Consider the following 26,299-nt stretch of genomic DNA (forward strand, 5'->3'; position numbering starts at 1 on the left):
CGTACTAAGAAACTTTAGATTAACTATTTATATTCAGTTTATCTGTGGTAATGTTTATTTGCTTACTATTTTGTAGAGTTGTATCAGCTATTTGAGAATCTAACTCTTTTATGATTGTTTTCTTGTTTTTTGCAGATATATTTAATGTTTGATTACATTCAATATTATGATTTTGGGTTTTTTGATGAATTGATTCTGCCTTAATGCTTATTCCGTTGATTATCCATTTACCAATATTAGCCATTGTTGAAATAACTTGAGATACCAAATTGATTTTATTTGTCTGTAGATTAATACTTTGAGGATCAATTTTGATATAACTTTCATCTAGTCCAGCTTTTACTATACCTTTTAAATTATATTCTTTAGGCTCTAAACTATAACTTTTAATAACAAAAGTTATATATAGTTGACTATCATGCTCTATACAAAGGACGATATCACCAACTTTAGGTACAATTATACAAGAAGCAGCTAACTCAGCTTCTTGGAAATTTTCTTTTTTATCTTTAAGAGTGAATATATCATTTTTAATGCTAGTTATTTCATATATATTATGGGCATTATTTTCATTAGACAAAGTTATTACATTTTTTTTAAATTCTTCTTTTTGATAGGACATAGTCTTAATACTTAAAAATAATCTACACTAGTTTTGATTAATTGTATGTCTGCAAAAATATAATGTAAATCTTTAGGTTTGATTATAAAAGATAAAATGATGCTGTGAAAATACTTGTAAAAAAAATTCAAAAGGCTAGAAAAGGAAAAATAATTTGTCTACAATCGAATTATAGCATTGAGGATTTTTATCTTTACTCTAATGCTATGTGAAAAATAAATTAAACCAGGAGATAAATTAAAATGCCAGTTTATGTAAAAATTGATTCAGGAAATTTTGGTACAATTACTCAAAAAACAGGATCAAAAGATGTTGCAGGACGTAATAGTAATACTACAAGCCCTTTGACTGAAGACTATTGTTTAACTTTTGACTGGGGTTATGAGTTTCATCAACCTCATAATGATAGCTTTGGTGCTGCAGATCATTCGCAAGCAGCTCTAGAATCAATAGTATGGGTTAAAGTTCCTATGTACCACAGTATCCCAGCGCTATTGTTAAACGTAATGGCAGGTAAAGATAACATCAAAGAAATGGATGTTGTTGAGGTCGATAGGGCTGCAACAGGTGGTTCAAATAAAACCACAATGATGTCTACTTTCAAAGATGGTATCGTTACAGATCTTAAATTAGAACAAGGTGATCAAAGAAATCCAGATGAAAAAGGTCGTGGTCATATTATTGTAAAAATGAAGTTCCAAGATATCACTTACGATGATAAAGTGATTAATGTTAGTGGTCACCTAGACACTACAAACGCTAGCTAATTTAAATCTTTTATTTTATATTTTTCTTGATGATAACTATTTATAAAATTGTTATCATTTGTTTAATTATATAAATAGAGCTTTTACGAAAAAAAATGGTTTTAAATGTAAAAAAAGTTAGGAAGAGAACATAGTTATGGGTAAGTCTCTTAAAATAATTTCTAACGCAAAAACTCATGTAGGGAACAAACGAGCTGTTAATCAAGATGCTTTTTTGGCTCAACCAGAAATTGGAGTATGGATAGTTGCCGATGGAATGGGAGGGCATCATAATGGTGAGTATGCTAGTGGACTTGTAACTCAAAAAATTATGTTACCTGACAATATAGTGGGTTTTGATCAAACCGTTGATTTCATAAAAGCTTTTATCAGAAAAAAGAACACAGAACTTTTTTATTATGCAAAAAAAGTTGGAAGCTCTGTGAAATGTGGTACTACTATTGTTGCTCTTATAATGAGAGGCAATAAAGTTGCGATATTATGGGTTGGAGATAGTAGAATATACCGATTTGACCCTGAGTTTAACCAGTTGTCTCAAGTTACTATCGATCATACAGTCTTTAATTCCTTAAAACAGAAGGGACTTGTTGATGAATTTCATCCTATGGCAGAGCAATATAAGGAAGCTCTTGCTAGAGTCGTTGGCGGAGAAGAAGATGTTGTTGTTGATGAGCACAGGTTAGTCCTCAAAAAAAGCGAAAGGTTTCTTCTTTGTTCAGATGGTATAAATAAAGAGTTAACTGATACTGACTTAGAGGCTATTTTATCAAGAAGCGAGGCTCCTCGGGTGACCTGTGATATGATGATTAAAGAAGCTTTGGCTAATGTGGGTAGAGATAATATGACAGCATGTATTATTGATGTTGTATTTATTTAGTAGATATGTAAATAAAGGTAAATTATGCTAACTTTAAGAATAGGTAACTTACAAGATATAAAAGCTGAGTATGGAGATGTCGAGAATCAAAAGACTTTTTCTGAACTTGGGGGTTATATAGGTAGATCAAAAGACTGTTTGTGGTCACTAAATGATCATACTAGAAAAATTTCAGGCAAGCATATGCTTTTAGAATCTCAATATGGAGAGTTCTTTGTTACAGATATTAGTACTAATGGAACTAAGCTTAACGGTTTAAAGTTAGAGAGAAATCTACCAACTAAAATAAAACAGGGTGATATATTAGAGTTAGGTCTATATAAGTTAGTTGTTGCGAATATCTTAAAAAATGATGCTCACACTGATATTAAACATATTATCGATGACAATAAAGTTCAGGATGATAATGACTCGCTTGCATTTCTAAATGAATTAAACCTTGCAGATAACAATCATCTTCCATTTGAAGACTCTAAAAATCAAGCAATTCATCAGTCAAGAGATCCTTTTGAACAATTAAGAATTGAGTCGGATTTTATAATTGATGATCTAAATAAAAAAAGTATTGACGCTCCTCAAACTATAGAAAAAAATAATGAAGATGAAAACTTAGAAGATTATTCACATATAGTGGATATAAAGGAATCTGATCAGGAGTTTGATTTTTCTGCAATAAAAGAAAAAGAGCAATCTTTTACTTTAAAAGAAACTATACAAGAACCTTTACAAACAGCAAATTTCAAGCCTGAGGGCTTAGAACAGCCTAGAAAAATAGACAAAGAGGTAGATGTACAAGTTATAAATCAGCAACGACAAAAAAGTATACAACAAGAAAGCTTTAAAGGAGATGACAAATTTCTTGAGATGCTCTGTCAAAAACTTGGACTGTCTTATAATGTGATTTCACAGATTAATAGAGATAAAGTTTATTCAGATGTCATTGATATACTCTCATATTCAGTAGATGGTTTAATTCGGTTGATGATGGAAAGAAACAATGCTAAAAACAAACTGGATAGCGACTTAACAATGTTTACTTCTCAAGTCAAAAACCCTTTCAAAATGAGTATGTCTGCAAAGCAAGCCTTAGAAACAGTGTTTTTTGATATGAATAATCAGATAATGCCAGCAAGACAAGCAGTAGGGGAATCTATTAGTGAAGTAATTTCTCATTTCAAAAAAATAGATAATTCAACTCGAGAAGTAGTTGAGCTTATGGTTGAGTCTTTTGACCCTGATCAGATCGAAAAAGAAGTTACACAAACAGGAAGAGTTTTACCCGGCACACTTGCCAGTAAATGCTGGTCAAAGCATAAAGTTAAATATACTCAAATGCTTGGCACATCAGAAAAACAGAAGAAGAAAAATATAAAAGAATATATATCAGAAAAATATAACCAAAATTAATTGTATAGGTGGAATAATGAAAAAAAGAAGTTTGTTATGTGTTGCTACTACTTTAATTTTATCTCTATTCTTAGACTCATGTTCAACTGTATATCTTGATGCAGATACAACTAATGATATAAATCCTAACTTGCAGGGTACTCCTTCTTCTATAATGATCTATGTATTTCAACTTAAGGATAAACTGGCATTTGATTCTGCCAATTTTTCTCAAATTAATAGTGAGAATGGCTTGAAAGGATCAGTTATATCTAGAGAAACCTATGTGTTACAACCAGGTGAGCAAAAGGAAATATACATATCTACAGATGAAGATGCTAAGTATATCGGTATAGCAGCCGGCTATAGAAATATTAACTTAGATTGGAAACAAATAGTACCTGTAGAAAGTCATTGGTTGCCAAAAACGTATAAGCTTAAGTTAACAAGCTACGGGGTTAAACTTAAAGAATAAAATTAGGATAGTTTATATATGAAAAGAGTAGCATGGTTCTCTGGACTGACAGTTTCTCAACAGCATTTTCAATTACAAGACACTCTTTTTGAATCGGCTCAGCAAGAGTTAGTTAGAAGTGGTAGATACAATTACGGTCTAAAGAGCATTGAAGTGGATGAAGCTAAGTTAGAGCAAGGGATTATTTCTATTACAAAGTGTGAGGCTATATTACCAGATGGTACAATAATCAATATCCCAGAAATTGATGGCGATGAAATCTCATTACAACTTGACGAAACTTGTGTCAATAAAACTGTATATTTGGCTGTATCACCTATTCCTCAAAATGCACGTTTATTTTCTGAAACTAAATTGAACGCTACTACAGAGCGATACTATATGTCAAATCAGACAGTTAGTGATGCTATGATGGGAGCTGAGAAATCAATAGAGCTATCTATATTAAAACTAAATATGTATTTGATTATAGATACTTCTAATTTCCAAGAATTTATTCTGTTACCAGTAGCTAAAATAAGCTCTGTAAGTCCTAATAAAACAGTATTATTAGACAAAGCTTATATTCCACCATTATTAAATATTTTTGCTAGTAACAGACTTAAAAATATTTTAAAAAATGTTTTTATGTTAGCACAGCAAAGAAAAAAACAAATCATGCAGCGTCTTAAAAATGTCGATGAATATGGGACGGCAGGTCTCATCGAGATGCTGTTTGTACAACTATTAAATAGATATATTCCTATTGTAGAGCATATTTATAACAGTAGTAGAGTACATCCAGAAGAACTTTTTAAAGTTTTATTACAGTTTAGTTCAGAGCTACGAACCTTTACTCATGAAGATAAAGGATACAATGAGTATATTAAATATAAACATGAAGATCTTACAGAAATTTTCTCAATATTATCTGAAGATTTAAAAGAAGCATTTGCATGCGTTTTTGAAGAGCGAGCTATTAGAATACCTCTTAGTTATTTTGAGAAATATGCTTTGTATATTGCAAATGTGGAGAGCATCGATTTAACAAATATTTCAGAATGGAGCTTTGTTATAGCATGTAAAACTGAAATGCCAAAAGATCAACTTGCTCTTACATTTCCTAAAATTATAAAGATAGCATCAAAAAGCCAGATATCAAATGTTGTATCAAAACAGTTACCGGGTATCAAAGTAGTATCAATGGCTTCTTCACCAAAACAAATACCATTTATGTCAGATTATGTCTATTTTGAATTAGATAAAAATTCTGATTTTTGGAAATCAATATATGAATCGAAGATAATGTCTATATACCTAACAAGAAAATTTTCGCAAATTGATATGCAACTATGGGCAACAAAGAGGTAAGTATTATTATGTATGCCAATAATGATGATGATAAAACTATATTCATGCCATTAGCTGATAATGACGAAATAACTCAGCGTAATTTTGGGGAAGTAAAACAGGAGCAAGTTAGAGAAATAACTAGCGAGAGCTTGTTTCAAAAGGTTTCGAAACAGGAGTATATGTTTGGTCCAAATAGCCTTATGAAATATGCAAGTGAAATCTTTGCTACACATTATCAAGTAATTAATCACTCCATAGATTTTAGTGTTGATAAATTAAAAATGATTCTATCAGATGGATTGACAAAGTTTACAATTAGATGTCAACAGGATGGTATAGGTGATAATCTTCTTAAAAGCGCTAAGTATATTTTATGTGCTTTCATAGATGAGGCAATTTTAGCTACAGAATATGGGCAAAATATACACTGGTCTCAGCAATCTATGCTAAGTAGTAACTTTAATGAGTCTTGGGGTGGAGAAACGTTTTTCAAAATCAGATTATTTTGTTTAGATAATATATCTGAATATATAGAAGTGTTTGAGCTTATTTATATATGTTTATGCCTTGGGTTTAAAGGACAGTTCTCTAGTAAGACGAATGGGAAGCTTATGTTAGATAGGCTTAAGAGAGAGTCATACGATGTTATATGTCAATATAGAGATCTACATGATGATGCTTCTATTGCAAAACACTGGCAGACAGATTATGAGCCAAAAGCTCCAATAAAATATAAGCATACTTTTTCTATCTTTTTTGGAGTTATTTTAGCTATACTTTTAGTTATATATATAGGCCTCTCATTCTTTATAAATCAAGCAGAGCAACCTGTTTTGAAAGATATTGATAATACTAAAAATCAGCTTATATCATCATATGAGTCATCACCGTCTGTTCCGCCTGTTTCTAAAGATACAGTCAACGAGTAGCAAGGCATTTGGAGATAGATCTATATGACTAATCTTTTTAGAAAAGTTCCTTTAGCTTTGAGTAAGTTTGTAAGAACTCGATGGTTCTTATTTCTTGCTATATTTTGTATTTTAATATTATTTATTTGGTTAGTTATCCCAGGTATTTCATTATTTGGGTTTTCTATTTTAAAATCAACAAATGCTAAGCTATTCACAACATTATTTCTTATAGTTGTTATATTAATATATGTATTACATAAGAAAAATCTATTAAGCTTTTCATCTTTTGTTGTATTTCTCGCAAAAAGAAAGAATAAAAAAACTAAAGCTCTTAATTTAACAAGTTATAAGGTAAGAGAAGAGTTAAAAAAACTATCTTTATTATTAAAGAAAAGAAAAAAGATAAGTAAGATTAATACTCCGGTATATACGATTCTTGGAAATAATAAAGAATGTATAGAAGCTCTTATGAGACATACCTCTAAGAGTAGTAGTGTTACAAATGATTCTATATCTGTTGTAGATAAGTTTAATAGTTCAGAGTTATCGTGGAATATGTCTGTAGATAAAGCGTTAATAGCTTTATTTAATCTCAAAAACTTCTATGGATTATTTCAACATATTTATGCAATGGACAAGCACTATCCGATTAATGGTATCATTTATGTTGTTAGCTTAGATAAGATATTTGAGTCAAAAGATGCTATATCGTTGTATCAGAAAAAAATCCAAACAGAAATTTTTGAATTAAGAAAATATTTGGAAAAAATAAATAAGAAATTTCATATCAAAATACCTGTATATGTTACCTTTACAGGTATGGAGGTTATATCTGGATTTGAAGATTATTTTTCTGTAGCTTCAGATAAGCTTAAATATGACCCCTTAGGAGTTACTTTATCTGAGAGTGAATCTATTAGCTTCAGAAGAATAAGAGAAAAGTTTCAAGAGTTTTTTGATAGTTTAAATGAAAATATTATTACTAAATGTGATAATACGCAACCTACGGAAAAAGTAATTAATATAATTACTTTTTCTAAGCAAGTACTTTTCTGTTTGGATACTATAGAATCTAGTCTAGATAGATTCTTTGATAACAAAATTCAAGAGAAAATATTAGTTAGAGGTTTTTATTTTGTCAGTTATAAAAATTCTGATACATGCTTTGATTTTATGCGCATGCAAACCTTGAGTAAGGTGAAAAAATCAATGGACCAAAGGGTTTATTTTTTAGACAATATATTTAAAAAGATTATCTTAAAAGAAGTTTATAACTTTGGTGAAAATACTACTTATATCAAAAAGTTAAAATATAGAGACTATAGTAAATCTGCTGCTTTACTATCATGTGGCTTTGTATTGTCTTTTATCTGGATTAAAAGCTCCTTATCTTATATAAACTTATTTAACAGTGTGGACTCTAAATATAATAAAGCGCTACACTCTAATATAGGACCTAATAATGCTGCAATTGAATTTGCTAAACAAATAAACTATGAGCATAATCTTTCATTGTATGGACTATATTATAATAGAACTCTTATTACCGATATATTAAAAATATATCAAAGGCTTGTGCAAATTAAGTTCATACCAGATCTGCAAAGTGATATTGAGAATCAACTTAGACAAGCGATAAATGATATACCTAAAAATAATACAGCTAACTCAAAACAAATTGAGCATTTGAATATATGGCTAGCAACATACTTAATGCTAGTAAATAAAGAGCATTTTAATGAAACTTCTTTCACTAGAAATATTTATACTATGTGGAAAAAGCAACAAATATCAGCACAAGATCTTTCTGATAAAGAAGAGTTGTTAAAAGCAGTTATTATTTCTGGTTTTCCAGATACTATTAAATTGAACAAATCTTTATTATTTGAGGCTAGAAATATTTTAAGATCAAGCTCAACTTATGTTTTAGCATATCAAATGTTGAAGGATAAGGCACTAGTAGATAATGATGAATATATTTTATTGGGAGACTCGGGAGATTTAAACACAAGCCTGGTATTTGATAATAAAGTAGTCAAATTGCCAGCTTTATACACCAAAAGAGGGTACTATGATATTTATCTTAAAAATCAGGTTGAATATTTAAAACAGGCTGCAAAAAGTATGTGGGTTTTATCAGATGAAGATAGCTTTGATAGATTATCTTTAGTTTCTTTAAAATCTAATATGGATATTTTATATTGGAATGATTATTTAGAAGTATGGAATAAGGCATTAGATGATATTAATATTCAAAGAACTACGAGTATTAGCACACTTATAAAGCTTTTAAATAGTTTAACTGTAGAAAATAATTCGATCATCGCAGTGCTTAAGAAGATTACACAAAATACTAATTTTATAAGCGTAGAAGATATATCTAGTAAAGTTGGACTAAGTGGTAATAATAGAAACATAGTAACTACAAGTTATAGAGGACTTATTAAGTCTCTTGCTGAATATAAAAAGTCTCAAGCTAGTGAAAATGATTCATCTAAAGGCTCAGGAACCATATCTATGATAGCAGGTGAGTTGGGAGATATTCGCAATTCTCTTGTGGTAATATCATTATCTAGTCAGCCTGATTTAGATGCATTTTTATTAGTGCAAAACAAAAAGGATTCGGCTATATTTAAAAATCTTGCAAGTTTATGGGAGATGGGCAATAATGCTCCACAGCCTGTAAAAAAATGGACATCTCAACTTGTAAATATTACAACGAGAGTCTTAAATGATATGGCAATAAAAGAAATAAATATGCGTTGGCAGAAAGGACCATTAACATATTACAATAGCTATCTAAAAGATAGGTATCCAATAAAATTAGAATCACATAAAGAGAGTTCAACAAAGTCTTTTATAGAGTTCTTTAAAAAAGGCGGTGTCATGCAAAAGTTCATAAAAGAAAATATGTCATCACTTATTGAGAAAAGCTCTAATTCTAACGGTTATGTTTGGAAAAAATATTATGGCGAACCATTTGCTTATGATAAGAACTTTTTGGAAATGATTAATTCATTTAATATGATAGAAAATATGTTTTTCTCTAATGATGGTGTTGGTTTTAAATTATTTTTAACACCTGAGTTTTTGGCTAAAAATTTATCTGTGCTGACTATAAATTATGCAAATAAATCATATAGCTACGCTAATGGGCCTCAAGAAGATTTTATTATTGACTGGCCAACTACTAATGTTAGTAAGTCTCCTGTTACGATAAGCTATACATCAAAAGATAATGAAACAAATATGATAAATTTTGATGGTGAATGGGGACTATTTAAATTTTTGGAAAAAGGTAATATTAGCTACAATGATGAGAAAGGCGTTAATATATTTAAAATCTATAATGACAAAACTGTTTTAGCAGAATACATATTAAAAACCAGTAGCTTAGATGACAAGTTTAGTTTTGAAACTTTTAAAAAGCTACATGTGTTTGATAACATTGATAACTCTAATGAGGTAAATAAATGAAGCGAGATTTAGTTTCAAAAACGATAATAAGCCATGCTAGTGCTTTAATTATTATATGGATATTATTACCTTTTTTTAAATTATCTAGCTACGATCTTTTTGCTAGTGAGGTAGTTAAATTATTTTTGACCTGTATATACTTTATTACTTTTTATGTAATTAAAGCACATAAAGATTATAAAATTAATTTTAATAATGCAGATCAAGAATATAATGGTTATTTATCTAAGTTCTCAGAAGCCTTAAGAGAACTTATTTATTTACAGACAAAAAATATTAAATTTTTTAGAGGGCGAGGATTATACAAATCACCATGGTTTCTGACACTTGGATTATCTGATAGTGGAAAAACCACTATAGTTAAAAACTGCAATATACATTTTAATTCAAAATACAGTGAAACTAGCGCAAAATCAAATAAGCCAACTTTCGATTGGTATAGTTCACCAGATGTAACTTTCATAGATATAAATTCTAAACTAACAGAAGTTTCTAGAGTCGAGGAAACAAGTCTATTTGATAGTGTTATAGACTTAATCAAAAGAAATCGTCGTCTTAAGCCATTAGATGGATTAATTTTAAATATAAATGCTGAGCGTCTCATTACTGAGACACCTAATGAATTAGAAAGAGATTTTAATAAATATAAAATTATTTTAAAAAAGATATATAACAGTGGTATTAGGAATATTCCTATATATATTTTTTTAACTAATATGGATAAAGTACCTGGATTTGTAGAATACTTCGATCCTAAAAGTTTTGATGTTACAAATAATATTTTAGGAGTAACATTACCATCTTCAAATACTTCAGAACCACTTGATTGGCTTGATGATCAGTTTAATAATATAGTTAATAATATCAATGAAAATGTTTTCTCTAGTATTAGAAAGAAAAATTCAAATATAGATAATGATAGAGCATTTTATTTTGTCAGATACTTTACATATCTATGTGAAAAGTTAAACTCTTTATTAGCAGATGCTGTATATGAAAATAACTACACAAAGAGTTTATATTTGAGAGGTGTTTATTTTACTGCGGTTAGTACAAATAAAATACATCATTTTGATAAAGCTAGATCTGATATCTATTTCTTAAAAAATATAATGAAAGATGTCATATTAAAAGAGGGTAGAAAAGCAACATTTATTGATAATACTGTCCACTTTCTATCAAAACATAAAAACTATGTTTATTCTATTTCAGGTATTACTGCTGTTGGCTTGGTATTGTCTTGGATAACAGGATATACACAAGCATCATACTATTTAGCAGAAGTTAAACATACCAATAATACTTTACAGCCTATAATAGGAGCCCCTTTATATACTCCAAGCTATTGGGAACGTATGCAAAAGTTAGAATATTTAGCAAAACTAAGAAATACAAAATTTGCAAGCTGGCATCATTTTGGTTTTAGTTTTCCTACGCTAACAGACAAGGCATTAAATGAGCAGTATAATATAGAGTTGAAAGAAGTATTTAGGCCATACATTTTACAAGAAATCAAGAATAATATTCAATCTTTAATGGATAAAATCTCAAATACTGGTGATAATGAGACTGTTGATAAAGCTCAAAAAATGCAAACTTTATATAACTGGTTAATGATGTATGTGATGTTTGATAAAACACAACATATGAATACTAAATTTATAAAAGATAATTTAGATAGTTACTGGAAAAACTTATATGATAATGATAGTGAGACGTTAAATTCACTAGAGGTTTATTTAGATGATTTACTTTTACTACCATCAGATGCTCTACATAGTAAACTAGATAACTCTTTGATAGAAAAAGCAAAGAATGTGTTGGGTGGTGATATTTATGTTTATAGAGCTTATGAACAGTTTAAACAAAAAAATATAGAGCAAAAAGCAAACTATAGGCCTGTAATAATAGGCGGTCTACAGTATGTGAATTTATTTGAAAAACCTATAAGTATTAATTATGTTTATACTGTAGATGGATGGCAGAATTATTCAAAAGAAAACTTAGTTAAAGAACTAGAAATAGCTGAGAAAGACCAGTGGGTTTTTGATTCAATAGATCAAAAATCCAAATTTGATGCGACAAAAGCAAAATCAAAAATATTTGATCTTTACTGGAATGATTATGCGAGTGTATGGGTTGACGCCTTGAAAAGTATCAAATTCAGGAAGACAAATTTCCAGCAAAAGTATAATGATAGTAGAAATAATAGCTATATATCTGTTTTTGATCAAATATTTACCCAGTTGAAAACTAACTTAACTTCAGATGTGGTTTCATCAACAAATGGTAGTGATAAGAAAATGATATCTTCTCTGGCTAACTTTGTTAATAATAGATATAGAGTTGATCAGCTTAACGAAAAGATTAGTTTACTCGAAAAGTTAGTTATGATAATGAGCAGCAATTCAAGTACGAATCAAGAACAAGCTTTTGTTGTATCTGAATTAATAGCTACAAACAAACAGGATTCTTTAATAGGACTTAAGGAAATGGTTAAAGAGTTACCTACATCAATGACATTCTTAGTTGATAGCTATTTGAGTAGTTTCACTTATAGCATGTTTGATGCTGGTGCTATCTATGATACGGATTTATGGAATAATGAACTTTCACAGTTTTGCTCTAGTAATTTAGCATCAAATTATCCTTTTGCAAATTCAAAAGATGAGTTAGGTCTAAATGAATATAAACAGCTTATGTCTAAGTCTAGTGATTTGATGAATTATATAAATAATAATGTTTTACCATTTGCTATAAAAGATAAATCTGGTTTGTTAACCATTAAAGAAATTAATAATGTTAAGTTTCCTTTTGATAAGCATTTATTTAAACAAATTAATGTGATTTCACAGCTAAATGCGTTAACAAAAAATAACAATACTAATTCGTCAGAAGATAAGTTAAATATGACAGTTGGACTAACGCCAGTACTCCTTTCAAGTGACTTATCTGGAGTCGATATTATATATGATAATAAAAAATATGGTTATTTCAATGGTCCTCAATATCAGCAAGATTTTTATTGGCCAGCAAAAGATAGTAGTACTAGTGGTACAGTACAAATAATATGGCATTATAAAAATAAAGAAGATGTCAAAAATGTTTATACTGGACCTTGGGGATTGATAAACTTCTTATCGCATTTTGAATATAATCAAAAAGATGATACTTATACTATCAAGTTTAATAAGAGTTTCGCAACATATAAAATATCTACAAAAGGTAAAGGTAGTATAAATAGTTTAGGAAGCTTAGAAAATTTACAATGTAAGTTTTAAGAGAGAAAAATGTTAGGTTTTTTAGAAAATTATATAGTCGATGTTACAAATAGTATTGAGCCTTTAGATATATCAGAGGTTCAATATAGTCAAGAATTTGAAGCTATTGAAAATGAGATACAGAAGTTACAAAATGTAGTACCTGAAACACCTGATTGGCAATTAATTATTGAAAATGGGAAGGTGGTTTTAACTACACAAGGCAAGCATCTTAAAATTATCACTTATATAATAGTAGCACTATATCAGAAATATAAAGTAGGTGGACTACTTGCTGGTTTATATATGTTTTCTAACATTTTGACTCAAGAAAAAGATGCTATTATGCCATATGGGAAAAGGAAAAAATCTCGAATAAACTTGATAACATGGATGGTAAAGTTCATAGCAGATTATCGAGATAGAAACCCTCAAGATTTGCAATTAAAAGATTTAGATCGAGTAGATCAAGCTAAACAAGATGTGATTAATTGGTTTAATGAGTTTCATGCAGATGATGACAATTTAGCATTATTACAAATTTATGATTGGTTTCTTAATGCAAAGAAGACTTTAGAGAATGAAAAAAGAATTCAAGAACAAAAAACTGTATTAGCTCAAAAAGAGCAAGAAAGGCTAAAGCAAGAGCAAGAAGAGGCTTTAGAAAGGCAAAGACAAGAACAGGAAAAGCTAAAGCAAGAACAAGAAGAGGCTTTAGAAAGGCAAAGACAAGAGCAAGAAGACAGAGATTTAGTCAAGACACAATATGTTGAGAGTGAAATAGAAGAGCAAGACCTTAGTTCTAAAGAGTTAGCAATAGACGATTTTACTAGTGTTAAAGAGTATGCTAGATCTGAATTACTTGATAGGTTAGCATTTTGTAAAGATAATCAAGATGATTTATTTACATTGCTAGTCCAATCCAGAAAAATCTTGTGGAATACTCTTTATTATAATGATTTGTATGAGGAAACCATAGAAACTAGTACTTCATCTGATTTAGTAGAATTAAATCAAATACTATGCATTTCGGATCCTATTTTAAAATTAGGTGAGTTAGAGAAGTTATTTATAAAAAATCCTTTTTTGTTGGATATACAAGTGTATATGATACAAATACTAGATGATATGTACATGAAATCTAATGATAAAGTATTTAAAAAAATCAGTGATTTTATTTCTGCTGAATTAGCTTTTTTAATAAGCCAAATTCCAAATATTTTTGAGTTATCTTATGAAGATAGAGTTTGTATTCCAGAGTATATTTACGACTGGGTTTTTACTCAATTAGTAGATGATATATCTATTATTAGAGAAAAATTTGAGGAATACATTGAATGTTATGATGTGGATATGCAATATAATAAAGTTATAGAGTATGTAAAGAAATCCAAATTCTTGAATTTAAAAATGGGCTTCTTGTTATATGCTTGTGATAATCCACATTTAAGTAACTATTCTAAAATAAATGTTATTGAAAAATTTGTTTGTGATGACTCTTTGGTAGATCAATGTATTGATAATAATATCGAACTAAGAGAGGTCTTCAGGAGTTTAAATAACCTGTACGAAGAATATATAGTTGACACATCAGATCAATCTTTAATAAAAAGAAAAGAAGAGATAATGAAAAAAATTAGTTTCTAAGCTTTTAGAAGATGATTATTTAACTTATAATCAAATTTATATATACATAAATTTTAACTAGAAAGGAGTGTTTTATGGCAAAAGGGATATCAAAAGAAGGTAGTGTTGCACCAAAAGAAAGAATAAATATCAAATACCGTAGTCATGGTGATAAAGTCGAAGAAAAAGAACTTCCACTAAAGCTTCTTGCTGTTGGTGACTTTACTTTAAAAGAGGATGATACTCCTGTAGAAGATAGAAAGGCTGTAAATATAAATAAGTTAAATTTTGATGATGTTATGAAGAGCTATAATTTATCACTAGATATGGCTGTTGAAAATAAAATAAATGAAGATGAAAAAGATTCAGAACTTGGTATTAAACTTAAATTCGATTCTATAAAAGATTTTAATCCTGACTCGATTGTTGAGCAAGTTGATGAATTAAAAAAATTGAAGCAGTTGAGAGAAGCTCTAGTTGCTCTTAAGAGCCCTCTTGGTAATGTGCCAAAATTCAGAAGAAATCTACAAAGCTTAGTTAAAGATAAAGAGTCATTAGATAAATTATGTCAAGAACTAGGAATAGAGTCTAATACTGAAAAGTAATATTTTATAGTTTTTAAAGGAGAGATAGAATAATGTCTACACAACATAGCCATGAAGGTTCTTTGTTAGAGAGTTTATTAGAAGATGTTTCTTATGATGAGAGCAATAGCGAACAGATAGATGAAACAAAATTGGGTTTAACGGCATTACTAGGTGAGATAGTTAAACATCAAGATGCGGAAGAAAAAATCGATCGTTCATTAATTGATAAGTTCATAGCGGAGATAGATGAAAAATTAAGCAAACAAGTTGATCAGATTGTCCATAATGAAAAATTTCAACAGTTAGAATCTGCTTGGAGAGGTTTACATTTCACAGTCAATAGAACTGATTTTAGAGAGAATACTCGTGTTGAGTTAATGAACCTTTCAAAACAAGATTTGATGGACGATTTTGAAGATGCTGCTGAAATAAGCGAATCTGGGTTTTATAAGAAAGTATATACTCAAGAATATGGTCAATTTGGTGGTGAACCATATGGGGCTATCATAGCTAATTATGATTTTTCACATTCAACTCCTGATGTGAAGCTGTTGCAGAATGCTGCTGCTGTAGGTTCTATATCACATGCACCTTTTATAGCAGCGGTTTCACCAAAAATGTTTGGTATAAATGATATTACTGAGTTATCAACAATAAAAGATTTGACATCGTTATTTGAGCAGAAAGCATATATTAAGTGGAATGCATTTAGAGACACTGAAGACTCTAAGTATGTAGGCTTAACAATGCCGAAGTTTTTATTGAGAGAACCGTATGATCCTGAAGAAAGACCTATAAAATCTTTTAACTATAAAGAAACAGTTAAAGAACATAATGACTATAGCTGGGGTAATACAGCTTTTGCATTTGCTAGTAGAATTACAGAAAGTTTTGCCAAGTATCGCTGGTCACCAAATATTATTGGTCCGACAAGTGGAGGTGCGGTAGAAGATCTTCCAATACATAATTTCGAATCTATGGGTGATATAGAAACAAAGATTCCTACAGAGACTCTTATTTCTGATCGTACGGAATATGAATTGTCAGAGTTTGGTTTTATTCCTTTAGCGTATAGAAAAGGTAGTGATAATGCTGCTTTCTTCTCTGCAAATTCAGTTCAGAAAGTTAAAACTTTTGGGATCTCTGAAGAAGGCAAAGCTGCGGAACTAAACTATAGATTAGGCACACAACTACCATATATGTTTGTCATATCTAGAATAGCTCACTACATTAAAGTAATGCAAAGAGAACAGCTAGGTAGTTGGAAAGATGCTACAGATCTTTCTAGAGAGTTAAATGAATGGTTATCTCAATATGTTGCAAATCAAGATAATCCTACTGCAGAAATTCGTAGTAGAAAGCCACTAAGAGAAGCTAAAGTAACAGTTAGTGATGTTCCCGGTAATGCTGGTTGGTATACTGTGAAGATTCTAGTGAGACCACACTTTAAATATCAAGGTGCTGATGTTACTTTATCTCTAGTTGGTCGATTAGATGAACAAAAGGGTTAATTGATTTAAACTTTAAAGTAATACTTATTAAAACAGGGATGAGATTATGCATGCTAAGAGCTTATTTAATCGTATTAAATCCCAAGATTTTTCTTACAGCGAAGCTGGATTCAATGACTTGTTATCTCAAATTTCTACTAATTTAGAGTTGCTATTAAATACAAAGCAGGGAGCTACTTTAATTGATTTAGAATATGGGATACCTGATTTTAATGGGATCACCCATAATATTTATCAAGAGCTATCAGCGTTAGAAAAAGAAATAATTAGGATAGTTAATAAGTATGAAAAAAGAATGCAAGTTAAAAGTATAAAAACTACTATAGATTCTAAAAAGAATCCAGGACAAATACTTTTTATATTAGAGGGATATGTACTGTATCAAAATAAAAAACACTATATAGAATATCAAACAGTGATGACAGATACTGGAAGAGTGATGGTGAGGAGTAGTTAGTGAGCTTTCAAGATGTATATGAAAAAGAATTAATTCATATAAGAAATACAGCAAAGGAGTATGCTAAGAGTTTTCCTAATATAGCTCCTTTTTTAGAAAATCATTCTCAAGACCAAGATGTTGAAAGGTTGATAGAGGCTTTTGCATTTTTAACTGCAAAAGTTCAAAAGCGCCTTGATGATGGAGTACCTGAATTATCTCAAAACATTTTACAAACGATATGGCCAAAATTTTTACAGCCATATCCCTCAATTACAGTTTTAAAATTTGGATTAAATGATAAACCCAAAGAAGAAAAACTTACGATTCCAAAAAGTAAAATAATATCTGGAAAATATAAAGAAATAGATTTAAGTTTTAGAACTTTTGCAGATGTTGATATTTACCCAATTAATTTAACTAAAGTAAGCTCTGATATATATAATAACAAGGAGATTATAGAGTTACATTTTGACATTGATTATAAAATGTCATTATTCGATTTTGAAGAAATAAAGCTACCAATATACATATTAGGCAATCAATCAACTAGTTTGCAAATAGCATACTTATTGAAGAAAAAAGTTATGAACTTAGAGTTACTTGATTCTAATAATAATCTTATTGGAGGATATAATGCCAGTTTCTCAGATGTTGATTTACTAGAAAAAGCAGGGGTAGAATCAACTCAGCCAGATATTTTTAGGTTGATTACTCATTATTTTCGTTATCCAGAGTTATTCAATTATATAAATCTTGAGTTAGTCAAGAAAGGTATCTCTAGATCTCGAATAAATATTGATAAGTTTAAATTGAGAATAACAGTAGCTCTAGATGGAATTGAGTATATTCCAATGACTATGAAAAACTTTGCTCTGTATACAACACCTATTATAAATGTAGAAAAAGCATCAATTTCACCTATACATTATAATAATAAGACTAAGAATCATAAAATTAGGTTAGATGATAATAAAAATAAAGCTATTAATAAGATTACAAAAGTAAGTAGTCTTAGTAAAAATTCTGCTAAGAAAAACGAAATATTTTTATGGAATGATTTTGAAAGTAGTTTCAATGACAAGCCTCTATATAAACAATTTATTAGTAATAATGCTGTAAATGGTAAGCCCGAATTTAATCTAACTTTTGAAAGTAGTGTATTGGATAACTCATATATATCGATAGAGGGGGAGAGCTTCTGTTTAAATACTCATGAGATACTAGGAGAAGGTAATATTAGTTCTACTACTAAAAAGTTAGCTTATACATATAAAAATATCACTCATGTTACAGCACCTATTATTCCTGATTATTCTGATAGGAATCTTTGGCAACTAATAAATTTCTTCTCTGTGCGTTTGGGTAAATTAACTACAGTAGAAACTCTTAGACAATTGATAATATTATTTAATGATATTCAATTACATAGAAAAACTCAGCAAAAATCACTAACTCAGAAAGTATGTAATGCTATTAATAAAATTAATTTAGAAATAGAGCAGGAATATTATAAAGGACGAGTTATTAGAGGAAATGTTATTGAGATAATAATTAACGAACAAAGTTTTTTAAATGAAGGAGATATATATCTTTTTGGATCAATTTTGAACCAAATATATAGTAATCTAGCTGATGTGAATACATATAATCGTGTGAGAATGATAGGTATGGAAAAGGGTTCAGTCATGGAGTGGCAAGCATGTCTGTCATAGATGACTTATTACTAATAGAATTAGAACAACTTAAAAAGATATATATTGATAAATCATTAGAAGTTGTTGTAAAGAAAGTTCTATCAATCAATTCGAAATATGATAATAAGATTAAAATTGGATATAAGTGTGATGCTAGTTTAGCATTTGCAGCTAGAGAGATAGATGATATTAGTTGGAAAGTATCTGATGATGAGTTTGTTGAGCTTATAATTCATATAAACTTTTTTGGATTACAAAGTGTAAATAGTCCATTACCTCTAAATCTTCATGAGCAAATAGTGCATGATGTTAATAATGACAGTAACGAGTTAAATGATTTTTATAATTTTTTTAATAATAGGCTTGTTGAGCTTTTAGCTGAGAGTTTTTATAAAAATGTACTTGCTAGAAATAATATTATAAATGATATTTGGCCTAATATTCTTGGATTAGCTCTACAAGTGTATAGTGATGATAAACAAGTTTTTTATCGTATTATGAATAGTGCTCCTTTGTTATTTGGTAATCGTATATCTTCTAATAATTCGGCAAAATTGATAGAAAATTTCTTTGAATTTGACAGAGTATATATAGAAAGTTTTGTACCTAGAGTTATAGAGTTAAAGGCTAATAATTTAACAAGATTATCCAAAGCAAATAGCGATTTTGATGGAGGATTTGTGCTCGGTAACGAAACTGTTGATATCCAGAATAGCTGTATGATTCATATATATTTACAAGATGCAAAAGAGTATCTTCCTAATGGAAGTAAGAATGCTCTTTTAAATAAGCTTATAAAATTTTTATTGCCACATCATATTTTATATTCGATATCTTTACATTTACCCAAAAATATCCCAATGACATTATCTGCAGATAATGTTTATTTAGGCTGGACAACGATGGTTACCAGCCAAGAGCAGCCTCAAACAATATATTTAGAAGGAATATAGCATTATGCAACAATATATATCAAGTTATGCTCATGCTCAACCTAATGTTTATTATGATAGTAAATCTGGTAAATTCAAACATGTTGTAAGTGTAAGTTATGGTTTTGATTTAGAAGCTTCTGAGAATTTGATACCTATTAACAGTCTTAGTACAATGCTGAACAAATTACTAGAGAGCCAAAAGATGGGTTACGATGAGGGATATGATAAGCCTCAGCCAGAATATTTAGTATATGCAGTTTTACCAGCAGTAGAAGCTCCTAAAGAGCTAATAGTCTCTGTAGGCGATAATACAAAAAAGATCATCCAACAGCCGAAAAGAGTTTGGAAAAAAAGTGGTATGAGCTATGTGATTGAAAAATCAAATTCAACAGAAATTGTACCATTGAGTTATACGAAAGCTTATGGAAGTCCAGAATATTCTAAAAATCCATTTGGACAAGGATATTTCGGCAAAAAAATGTCTCAAGAGTTACCAATATTTGAATATAAATCTAATCAAGTAAATACTCCTATAGATAGAAATATTGAACCGGCTGGACTGTCTGGAAAACATGTATTATGTGCTTCTAGACGAACATTTTTAGGAAAATATAGTAGAAGTGAGCAAAAATCTATAGCTGCAATACCTGCCTTTCCAAAATCTATGGATCAAAGATATTTTATGATGAGTTCTCCAGATCAATGGTTAGATAATCTAGAGCCTGCTACCAAGTACAAGCTTATAGGCTTTGGTAATAAGGAAATAATGGGGGTGGTTCCTGATTATAGGGTAAATATCATTGCTAAAGATAATAATGCTAAATACAAAGAATATGATGGAAAGACTGATACTTTGGTCTTATTACCAAATTTAGGAGCTGGGGTAATCGTTACAAGATTTGTATTTGAAACAAATTCTATGGTTTTAGCTGATGAACTAGATACGGTTATGATACAGCTTAATGATGCTAATAATCCGCATTTACTTTCAGAGAATATAAAATATATAGATGAGAGAATTACAAATCCTAGTGAAACTGGATTGAAAGAAACTGATTTATTGCCAAAATCTATGCAAAATGAAAATATTTAGAGGATGCTATAATGTCAAATGAACAAGAAAAACGACCATTGGATGATTATTGCGAGAGTATCCCATCTATACAAGAGATAGATCATAAGGGTGATTATGGTGCAGAACCTCCTTTATATAATGTATCATTAGGTCCTGATATGGTCGATGAGCTATTAGAATATCCAGTCGAGTTATGTAGTATAAATAACTTTGTATACGATAAATTATGGACAAAGCCTGCGTATGATTCATTATTAGACAAAGTTCAGAAATTAAATAAAGATTGGCAAGCAAAAACTATAGATACTATAGATCATCAAGATACTGATTTTGCTAATCTAAATGCGCAAGACTGTGCAATCGTATCTAATAAATATACAGGAGCTAATTTTTCAGCTGCTAAATTTAATAATGCAAAAATAGTAGGATGCAAATATAAAAATTGTAGTTTTACAAATAGTCAATTTGAGTCTACTGAATTAGGTCAAAGTGCATTTACTAATTGTACATTTGATAATGTTAATTTTGATAAAGCTACTATTAAGAGTATTGTCTTTGAAGATTGCACATTTACTAAATGTAGCTTTAGTGGTACACAGCTTCATACTACTGACTTACATAATTGTAATATTATACAATCTAAATTTAATTCAGAGATGTGGTATAAGGGCAATATACTAAAAACTAGTATATCAAAGACAGTATTTAATAAAAGTCAGTTTAGTGGGATGTTGATAGACTCTTCAAAATTAACTGATAGTTCCTTTTTAAAAGTTACATTTTTTGCAAGCCAGATCCAAAATGGAGAGCTAAATAATAACTCATGGTTAAAAGTGGGCTTTGCTAATGGTAATAGTATATATAAGTCTCTACTTTATAATGAAAATATTCAACAATGTAACTTCAGTGATAGTGAGTGGAGGGAAGTTGAGATTCAAAATTCGCAAATGCTAAATAATGATTTTAGTCAAGTAGAAATGCATGATACGGACTTGGTTGGAGTTGAGGGTGCTGGAGATAACTTCGCTACTGGGATACTTGCGAACTGTAAGCTTGTTGATTGTGATTTTGCACAAGCTAATTTTACAGCAACTGACTTTATCGTTAATAGTTCTATTCAAAACTGTACTTTAGAGAAGCTAATATATGCGTATGCAAATTTGCCTCAAGGATTTGATGATAATCAGCTTAAAAAGACTTCCCAAGCTCAAATAAAACCACTAACTGAGAAAGATCTAACTAATAACTAGTATATTAAGTTCGCTTTTAGATATATTTTGAGCAGGTATATTTTGACCTTTAAATTCTTTAATAAGGTTTATTTCTTGATATTTTTTGAAGAAATAAGCTTTATCTTTTAACTCACTTTTAATGCCTTTTTTTACACACTCAAGCATAAAATCACCCAATTTTCACAAAAAACTTATCTTCTTGTCTAGGTACAGGTTTAGAGTTTACTAAGTTATCCTTTAAGATATCTTCTACTTTTAGCCCCTTGATTTCTTTAAAAGTTTTAAAGAAATAAACCTTATCTTTTAATTCTTTGTCTATGTTATTTTTTACAGTTTCTAGCATAAAATTATCATAGTTAGTCTTAGCTTGCTCATCAAGTTTATATTTATGCATTGCTATATTAGGTCTTGTTGATTTAATAGTTACTTCTTCATCGCCTTTCTTGATTTTGTTATCAATAACTATATAGGCGAGGGCGTATAGTTTTACAGTACCTAACTCCTTTGATATAGTATTTTTTAATGACTTTTGTGTCATATCATAATGAAATTTACTCTGTATCTTATTTTGTAAATAGCTATTTACTTTACTATATACAGTTACTAAATTATCTCTTGTTATACTTTTAAGTAAAGTATCCCCACCAGCCCCTAAACTTTCTATTTGTTTAGTGTCTATAGGTATTCTATAACTAAAATCAACTTTTGAATTTAATATAGTTGTACTATCTACAGCATACACATCAAATATAACTTCTATATTCTTAGGATCTTCAGCAAATTTAGGACATTCAAGACTTACTGTTATTTCAGTTGTTTTTTCTGTGTAGAAAGTATTATCTATAGCAGAGTCCCATATTTTCTCAGAAGGAGTATTTGGAGCTTTATTCATTTGCTTATCAACTTTAGCATCATTGTTAATATCTATATTTATATCCAATGGATTAAATATAGTCATACATGTTTCTAATTGTTGCTCCGAATTGTCAAATTTTGCCATATTAACTTCCTATCTAAGACTAAATGTAATTCTAAAAATAATAGAACTAAATACAAACTTATATTTGTTTTCTAATAAAATATTACCGTATTAGTACTAATTTTAAAATCCTTGATTAATATTCTTTTACTCGAGTTAATAAGAATAAATATTAAAAAATTTTATTGCTACAAATTCCCCTTCAAGTGTTGAAGGGGTGGCAGTCATTAGACTGACGGGGTAGTACTTTTTTGAAATCTACAAACTATCCAACTCTTTCTTAGCAGATTCTAAGTTTAGTTTATCAGCACCGGTAGGGCAGTATTTAGTGTTTTCAGCTGTAGGTTTGTTATCTTGGTATAGTGCTATAGCTTGATTTAGATATTCTTTAGCTTTTGAATTATCTTTAGGTAATCCAGCAGAACCATCTATATATGCCTGTGCTACTAGCTGTTCGCCCATAGCTAAACAGTAAGGATATTCTTTTTCAAAGACATCAAAATTAGTCATTAGATAGCTACTCCTAGCTTCTTCATTACCATTAGCTATGGCTATTTCTGTCCATTTATAACCAGTTGCAAAATCTTGTTTAAGATCTCCATTTTGACCGCTTACATACATACCACCTAACTGTTTTTCAGCAAAAGCATTACCCAAATTAGCGGCTTTAGTTATATATTCTAATCCTTTAGTTTTATTCGCTTTGCCTGCTTGTCCAAAGTAATAAATATTGCCTACTGTAGTTAAGGTTAAAGTATATGTTTCACGTTCATTAGTGGATTCAGGTTTATGATTACCATAATAGTTACTAAGCCATAAAGAATATTTTAGAGCGTTCTTATAATCTTCTTCTTGGGCATAACTTCCTGCAAGAACTCCGCTAGCTTCAGGATAATCTTTATTTTCTGCATAAGGCTTACATAATTCAATAGCTTCTTTATATTCTTTATTTAGACCCGCTTTATAACACTCCTCAACACTAGCATATAAATTTGCAGATAAGCCTAACAAAATAGTTGATAGTAATAGTTTATTTTTTAGTTTCATTTTATGTTTTCCTTTTCTGGATATACGGTCAAGCCGTAGTATGATAATTTGTTTTATTTTTTAAGTACTACTCCGTCAGTCTAACGACTGCCACCTCTTCGACACTCGAAGGGGAATTGACTATGGATATAGATTAGATAATTTTACCCATTGCTGGTATATATTATCTTTATGGGCTTCTTCCCAAGCAGCCCATAAGGTAGTAGCAATATCTATTACTAATACTCACCCAAATAAGGAATTGCTAAGAAAGCAGCAGCTCCACCTATTACTCTTTCTATACCGGCAATAGCACCTTTAGCCACTAACTTCTCTGTTACAGCTTTAGTGCCTGTTTTTTCAGCTACATTTGCAGCTCCTTTTGCAAAAGCCTCGCCACCTTGCTTAGCCAAATTCTTCTTAGCACGATTTTCAATAGCTATGTCTTTTAGCTTTTCTCGAGCTTGATCTTTAAGCGTATCAGCGATAGCTTTAGCAGAAGACACAGTAGTAGCACCAGCATTTATAAAGTTAGCCATATCAGCCCGTATAATATGCTCATCATTTTGGTTCATACTCTCAGCAAGGCTTCGAACACTTTGTATCAGCTGTAGGGTGCTTATACCTAGCCCTAATGTCCCAGTTACTACATCATTCATCTTGAGTAGTTGACTAATATCTTTTTTCTTAGTCATTAAGTTATCTATCTTTTTGGTAGTCTCTGTCTCTATACTGCCAAATAGCTCTGTGCATGGTACTACTTTTAGCATCATACTCAGCTTGTGATTATTCCATTTGTTAACTATCTCAACACAGTTTTTTTGTATATCAAATACCTGCTTATACAATCCCAAACATACTATAGCATTATCTACACCTTCTGTTTGCTGTAGTTTTTGTAACTTTTCATTTAGCTCATCAATAGCACTATATGTACCATAACAACTCTCCATAATTCCTTTTACAAACTTAAATCTTAAACTACCAATAGATGTATTTTTCAGCTCTTCATATTGCTTTTTATCTATTAGATTTTTAGTTTTTAGTTTATTTTGCTCATCTAGCTTCTTGAGATAATCATCAGTCTCAGTATGTACTTGCTGTTGAAACTCTCTATAAGAGTTTTCCTCTACGAAGTAGTGAGTCTCTCCTTTATAATATCTAGTCTCTACAGCTATATTTCTCTCACTAGCAGCTTTAGCTAATAGTGGGCTAACTTCTTGAGCTATACTAACATTTGTATCAAATTTACTACTTAGTAATATTCTAGTGATAGATTTACCATTCGGTGCACCAAAGAAGTTCTTCACCTCAAAGCTATCTTCTACCATCTGTGTGAACTTATCTTTTAGTGCTTTGTCACTAAGGATATTCCTTGTAAACTCATTATTAGCATATCTGATATGTACTTTGTTTATAAAGCTAGTTATAGCAGTTTCTACTTTTTCATCTGTGATAAGGCTAATAGTAGCAGAAGGGATATCTTTACCCTTGATAATACTATCAACTAGTTCATAAGTAGTAACACTAGTTTCCCCAGCTATTTTTTTAGCACCTTTTTTCATATACTCTTCAGAGTATTTCATCACGGCTTCATTAAACTGGTTTCTAGGTACAGGAGTATCTTTAGCCTGAGATAGTATTAGTTCAACACTATTACTTAGAGCTAGTTTCTTAGCATCATAAAGACCTTGAGATTTATCAGCTGGTACAGTATCACTTGGTATTAGTAGTTCAGATACCTCTGGTTTACCTCCCTCTAAGAAGGTGTTTAAATAATAAAGAAAAATAACTTGTTGAATAAATTTAATGTAGCCCAAGTAGTGTTTTTCAGTCATAAAAAATCTTTCACTACAAATAAATGTTCATAGTTTTAATTTATACTGATAGAAATGATTAATCAATTTTTGAATATTAATATTAGCTAATTATTTTAAAAGATATATTCACTTTTTTTGATCTTTTTTAATATATTTTTATAGGCTCTTTTTCTTACAATTTTATCTGCTATATTCAGAGCAAGAACCTCAAAAAGAATTCCTATTATCATTAAAAAGATACTAAAAATATCATAAAGTAATTTTTTTC

The 26,299-nt window shown here is 29.8% G+C and carries 21 protein-coding genes; 16 read left to right on the forward strand and 5 right to left on the reverse strand.

Annotated elements, in window-relative coordinates:
* Positions 1 to 19: 19 nt before the first annotated feature.
* Positions 20 to 622 (reverse strand): DUF3540 domain-containing protein, encoded by a 603-nt coding sequence (locus F0R75_RS03410; RefSeq protein ID WP_146421470.1) that lies wholly within the window; start codon positions 620 to 622, stop codon positions 20 to 22.
* A 242-nt stretch (positions 623 to 864) separates the two neighbouring features.
* Between F0R75_RS03410 and F0R75_RS03415 the strand changes: the two genes are divergently transcribed.
* The 16 genes from F0R75_RS03415 to F0R75_RS03490 all read left to right on the forward strand — a co-directional run bounded on the left by F0R75_RS03415 (position 865) and on the right by F0R75_RS03490 (position 22,224).
* Positions 865 to 1,389: a hypothetical protein gene (locus tag F0R75_RS03415; RefSeq protein WP_146421469.1), complete on the forward strand. Its 525-nt coding sequence runs from the start codon at positions 865 to 867 to the stop codon at positions 1,387 to 1,389.
* Positions 1,390 to 1,525: 136 nt separating this feature from the next.
* The gene (locus tag F0R75_RS03420) at positions 1,526 to 2,266 is read left to right on the forward strand and encodes a PP2C family protein-serine/threonine phosphatase (protein ID WP_149377201.1); all 741 of its coding nucleotides are present in this window, start codon (positions 1,526 to 1,528) and stop codon (positions 2,264 to 2,266) included.
* Between the two features lie 24 nt (positions 2,267 to 2,290).
* A complete protein-coding gene (gene tagH, locus F0R75_RS03425; protein ID WP_149368331.1) occupies positions 2,291 to 3,673 on the forward strand; it encodes a type VI secretion system-associated FHA domain protein TagH in 1,383 nt (460 codons plus the stop codon).
* Between the two features lie 16 nt (positions 3,674 to 3,689).
* Positions 3,690 to 4,127, forward strand: coding sequence for a type VI secretion system lipoprotein TssJ (gene tssJ / locus F0R75_RS03430; RefSeq protein ID WP_149368330.1), 438 nt, complete (start codon positions 3,690 to 3,692; stop codon positions 4,125 to 4,127).
* Positions 4,128 to 4,145: 18 nt separating this feature from the next.
* Positions 4,146 to 5,477 carry a type VI secretion system baseplate subunit TssK gene (tssK, locus tag F0R75_RS03435; protein ID WP_149368329.1) on the forward strand — a complete coding sequence of 444 codons (1,332 nt, stop codon included), beginning with the start codon at positions 4,146 to 4,148 and terminating at the stop codon, positions 5,475 to 5,477.
* Positions 5,459 to 6,388 carry a type IVB secretion system protein IcmH/DotU gene (gene icmH, locus F0R75_RS03440; RefSeq protein ID WP_149368328.1) on the forward strand — a complete coding sequence of 310 codons (930 nt, stop codon included), beginning with the start codon at positions 5,459 to 5,461 and terminating at the stop codon, positions 6,386 to 6,388. Before tssK ends, icmH begins: the two co-directional genes overlap by 19 nt.
* A gap of 24 nt (positions 6,389 to 6,412) precedes the next feature.
* The gene (locus F0R75_RS03445) at positions 6,413 to 9,847 is read left to right on the forward strand and encodes an ImcF-related family protein (protein ID WP_149377202.1); all 3,435 of its coding nucleotides are present in this window, start codon (positions 6,413 to 6,415) and stop codon (positions 9,845 to 9,847) included.
* Positions 9,844 to 13,128, forward strand: a complete 3,285-nt coding sequence (locus tag F0R75_RS03450; RefSeq protein WP_149368325.1) for a type VI secretion protein IcmF/TssM N-terminal domain-containing protein — start codon at positions 9,844 to 9,846, stop codon at positions 13,126 to 13,128. The genes F0R75_RS03445 and F0R75_RS03450 overlap by 4 nt, the downstream gene beginning before the upstream one ends.
* Positions 13,129 to 13,137: 9 nt before the next feature.
* Complete coding sequence (locus F0R75_RS03455) at positions 13,138 to 14,754, forward strand: type VI secretion system ImpA family N-terminal domain-containing protein (RefSeq protein ID WP_149368324.1); 1,617 nt, start codon at positions 13,138 to 13,140, stop codon at positions 14,752 to 14,754.
* Positions 14,755 to 14,828: 74 nt separating this feature from the next.
* Positions 14,829 to 15,338 carry a type VI secretion system contractile sheath small subunit gene (gene tssB / locus F0R75_RS03460; RefSeq protein ID WP_218961589.1) on the forward strand — a complete coding sequence of 170 codons (510 nt, stop codon included), beginning with the start codon at positions 14,829 to 14,831 and terminating at the stop codon, positions 15,336 to 15,338.
* A 32-nt stretch (positions 15,339 to 15,370) separates the two neighbouring features.
* On the forward strand, positions 15,371 to 16,831 hold the full coding sequence (gene tssC / locus F0R75_RS03465) for a type VI secretion system contractile sheath large subunit (protein WP_146421460.1): 1,461 nt from the start codon (positions 15,371 to 15,373) through the stop codon (positions 16,829 to 16,831).
* A gap of 46 nt (positions 16,832 to 16,877) precedes the next feature.
* Positions 16,878 to 17,288: a type VI secretion system baseplate subunit TssE gene (tssE, locus tag F0R75_RS03470; protein WP_035735910.1), complete on the forward strand. Its 411-nt coding sequence runs from the start codon at positions 16,878 to 16,880 to the stop codon at positions 17,286 to 17,288.
* Positions 17,288 to 18,982 (forward strand): type VI secretion system baseplate subunit TssF, encoded by a 1,695-nt coding sequence (tssF, locus tag F0R75_RS03475; RefSeq protein ID WP_149368323.1) that lies wholly within the window; start codon positions 17,288 to 17,290, stop codon positions 18,980 to 18,982. The genes tssE and tssF overlap by 1 nt, the downstream gene beginning before the upstream one ends.
* A complete protein-coding gene (locus F0R75_RS03480) occupies positions 18,970 to 19,917 on the forward strand; it encodes a type VI secretion system baseplate subunit TssG (protein WP_149368322.1) in 948 nt (315 codons plus the stop codon). Before tssF ends, F0R75_RS03480 begins: the two co-directional genes overlap by 13 nt.
* Before the next feature lie 4 nt (positions 19,918 to 19,921).
* Positions 19,922 to 20,992: a DUF2169 domain-containing protein gene (locus F0R75_RS03485; RefSeq protein WP_149368321.1), complete on the forward strand. Its 1,071-nt coding sequence runs from the start codon at positions 19,922 to 19,924 to the stop codon at positions 20,990 to 20,992.
* A gap of 11 nt (positions 20,993 to 21,003) precedes the next feature.
* Positions 21,004 to 22,224: a pentapeptide repeat-containing protein gene (locus F0R75_RS03490; RefSeq protein ID WP_149368320.1), complete on the forward strand. Its 1,221-nt coding sequence runs from the start codon at positions 21,004 to 21,006 to the stop codon at positions 22,222 to 22,224.
* Here the strand turns inward: F0R75_RS03490 and F0R75_RS10135 are convergent.
* The 4 genes from F0R75_RS10135 to F0R75_RS03505 all read right to left on the reverse strand — a co-directional run bounded on the left by F0R75_RS10135 (position 22,210) and on the right by F0R75_RS03505 (position 26,049).
* Complete coding sequence (locus tag F0R75_RS10135; protein WP_187986007.1) at positions 22,210 to 22,371, reverse strand: hypothetical protein; 162 nt, start codon at positions 22,369 to 22,371, stop codon at positions 22,210 to 22,212. The two genes, F0R75_RS03490 and F0R75_RS10135, sit on opposite strands and share 15 nt — an antisense overlap.
* Positions 22,372 to 22,375: 4 nt before the next feature.
* Complete coding sequence (locus F0R75_RS03495; protein ID WP_149368319.1) at positions 22,376 to 23,206, reverse strand: hypothetical protein; 831 nt, start codon at positions 23,204 to 23,206, stop codon at positions 22,376 to 22,378.
* Positions 23,207 to 23,443: 237 nt separating this feature from the next.
* Complete coding sequence (locus F0R75_RS03500) at positions 23,444 to 24,232, reverse strand: SEL1-like repeat protein (protein ID WP_149368318.1); 789 nt, start codon at positions 24,230 to 24,232, stop codon at positions 23,444 to 23,446.
* 218 nt (positions 24,233 to 24,450) lie between these two features.
* Positions 24,451 to 26,049 carry a hypothetical protein gene (locus F0R75_RS03505; protein WP_149368317.1) on the reverse strand — a complete coding sequence of 533 codons (1,599 nt, stop codon included), beginning with the start codon at positions 26,047 to 26,049 and terminating at the stop codon, positions 24,451 to 24,453.
* Between the last annotated feature and the right edge of the window lie 250 nt (positions 26,050 to 26,299).

The organism is Francisella marina, assembly GCF_008369785.1.
Taxonomy (GTDB): Bacteria; Pseudomonadota; Gammaproteobacteria; order Francisellales; family Francisellaceae; genus Francisella; species Francisella salimarina.